The organism is Microvirga aerilata (assembly GCF_016743775.1).
In the GTDB taxonomy this organism is placed as follows: Bacteria; Pseudomonadota; Alphaproteobacteria; order Rhizobiales; family Beijerinckiaceae; genus Microvirga; species Microvirga aerilata.
Window position 1 is genome coordinate 1 of the sequence record NZ_JAEQMY010000226.1, and the last position, 2582, is coordinate 2582.

The following is a 2582-nucleotide window of genomic DNA, read 5'->3' on the forward strand; positions in this document are numbered from 1 at the left end:
TCGCCATGATCCGGCTCATGACCCGCAGGATCGCAAGGCTTTGTCAAAGCTCATGAATCGCTCGGACCGACTCTAAGTATAACCGGATAGGAATGATTGTACGGCACTCTCAATGCGGCGGTTCTTATGGGTATTCGGTTCGACAAGGTCCTGGAGCAAGTAGCACGAGCAGGAAATGTCAGGAGCGATGTCTCCATCATAGACAACCAGGAGCGGAAGGTTCGCCGCCTCGAGGAGCTCATTCGCGCCAAGGAAGCGATGGGAGATCGCATCGTCATGTGCCTCGGCCTGGCGCTGACCCTCTCGGCAATCGGACTGCCTGTCTACGCTTTCCAGTTCAGCGACGGGTATGCCTACCTTCAATCTGCAGGAAGCGCCGCTTTCGTCAGCAACAGCTCAGGCGCTGGCCAATCCCGCCTGGTCGACTTCAGTCCTGCAACCACCGGATCGTTGAAGAAGCAGGCAAAGAGCACCGAACAGGCTCAGCGCCACCAAGGAGAGACAAGCACCGACGCGAGTGGCGGCAGGACGCGTTTCCAGCGCTACGTCATTCACCGCGCGACCAGCGAATCTGCCCTGATCGAAGGACCGGAGGGCTTGTGGTGGGTCACTCCAGGAATGACCCTTCCGGGCATCGGCCAGATCATCTCGATCGAGCGTTCGGACAACGTCTGGTCGGTGCTGACATCCGAGACGATGATCACGCAACCCTCCGCGAACAGACCCTCCACCTAAGACCATGTGGGGGGCAGCAAGCCCCCCTCAAAGATGCAAAAGGGAGACGGACTATTCAGCTTTGACAGCGCCCTGCTATTTGGTCGCCGTCATCAACGGTGCGGACCGGTTGCCGAGCCACACCCAGGCAGCGCTGTCGGAGCCCTCGCGCTTGACATAGCGGTAGCCGGTCTGCTGCCAGGAGAGAACCGCCTTGCGCTTGTTGTCGAGGATATAGTCGCCGCGATCCGTTCGCACCATGAGAACGGCGTGTCCTGCTCCCAGCTCGTCGATGACAACCGTCATCCGAAGGGCGCGCTGGGGCAAGCCGGCCTCGACCAGCAGCCGGCGCTTGAGAAGCTGGATGTCCTCGCAGTCGCCAAGTCCGTCATCCGGATAATCCCACCGATCGGCGACGCCCCAGTGGTCTTGGTCGGTGACGGGGATGATCATGCCGTTCACGCGCTCGTTCACCTCGGCGATGATCTGCCAGAGGCCCTGATCGAGAGCGATCGTCGCCGGCTCGGTCGCGTCGTGAGCGCATTCCCGGGGCAGTTTCTTGCAGAACTCGATCCACGCAGGAGTAGGCCCGGCCCGGCCGTCGGTGAGGATGGCGTCGGCGGCGACAGGCATTCCGGACTGGGGAAAGGCATGAGCCGCCCCGATCTGCAGGGGATTCCATAGAATGCCGGCCGCAAGACTTGTAGAAGCAATCGCGCGAATGAAGGCTTTCAGCCGTCGACTTATCAGTCCGTTGGAAGTATTCCCGATCATGCCCCGCATCCACACAGCCATTATTATTTTCAGTAAAGCTGTCAGCCCTGGGGGTCCTACGCAAGCAGGATATCGCAACAAGCAACACGAGGACGCGATACTGTTGAGATTGAGCAACAGGTGAGCCCCCTATGGAAATTGGGCGTTACTCCGGCTTAACCACGCCATGGCGTTGGTTGCCGTTTGCCCGGATTGGGAGCTCCCCCTTCATCCAAACAGGTAAATTCTGGGCGATCATGGCTTTACAGCCTGTTCTGGACCCCATTGCGGGCCCTAGCCCAGTCTTTGGTTCTGGCTGACGAGCTCAGAAGGCGAATTGCAGGCATTCCGATCAAGCCCACGAATGAAACAGCGACAACCGGCACAAGCATCAAAGCCACGAGAGACCTCCACCCATGATGTATGGAACTTCATCTGGAGGAGCTATCTAATCTGATGGGCTTGTCCGGAGCTGACGCGCCTCCGGTCTGTCAATCGCCAGCGCGAGCGAACCTATCGCGTCCCCCTCCCCTCCCGCCCGGGCTCATGACGGAAGGGCTGCTGGTTCACGACATAAATTTACGATTTCGATGAGCTTTCATGAGACTATGATGCTGCGAATGTATGCGCTGCATGGCGCAGCAGCATCAAGCGCCCAGGGGGATTCTTTTGCGACAGGTACTCGCGGCAATCGCGGTTTCCATGGGCGTCGGCGGGTGCGTACCGGTCACCCACCAGGCGCTGGCCGTTTCGTGCTCGGAATATATCGGCAAGCCTATCACCAGCCGCATTGCGGCATTGGGACCGCCGAAGGTCGTCTATCACATCGACGCCTCTCACATGGGCTATGTCTTCGAAGCACAGGAGACACGATATGTCGGCGGTGTGCCTTATTACACGGTCAATTACATGATCGGGGCCGACAAGCACCGCACACCTGTCCGGCGGGTGACAACCACCTGCAAGGGTGCGTTCGTGGTCCTGGCGCCATCGGACACGACGCCTGTCTCCGAACGGATCATCGTCGACGTGATTTCATAAGAGTCGGTCCGAGCGATTCATGAGCTTTGACAAAGCCTTGCGATCCTGCGGGTCATGAGCCGGATCATGGCGAG

3 protein-coding genes are annotated in these 2582 nt (G+C 59.2%); 2 read left to right on the forward strand and 1 reads right to left on the reverse strand.

From position 1 onward, the window contains the following. Positions 1–96 precede the first annotated feature (96 nt). Positions 97–735 carry a hypothetical protein gene (locus JKG68_RS31830; protein ID WP_202066380.1) on the forward strand — a complete coding sequence of 213 codons (639 nt, stop codon included), beginning with the start codon at positions 97–99 and terminating at the stop codon, positions 733–735. Positions 736–810: 75 nt separating this feature from the next. Here the strand turns inward: JKG68_RS31830 and JKG68_RS31835 are convergent, their stop codons facing one another. Next, complete coding sequence (locus tag JKG68_RS31835; RefSeq protein WP_202066381.1) at positions 811–1488, reverse strand: transglutaminase-like cysteine peptidase; 678 nt, start codon at positions 1486–1488, stop codon at positions 811–813. 648 nt (positions 1489–2136) lie between these two features. Here JKG68_RS31835 and JKG68_RS31840 point away from each other — a divergent pair. Beyond that, complete coding sequence (locus JKG68_RS31840) at positions 2137–2508, forward strand: hypothetical protein (protein WP_202066382.1); 372 nt, start codon at positions 2137–2139, stop codon at positions 2506–2508. Positions 2509–2582 lie beyond the last annotated feature (74 nt).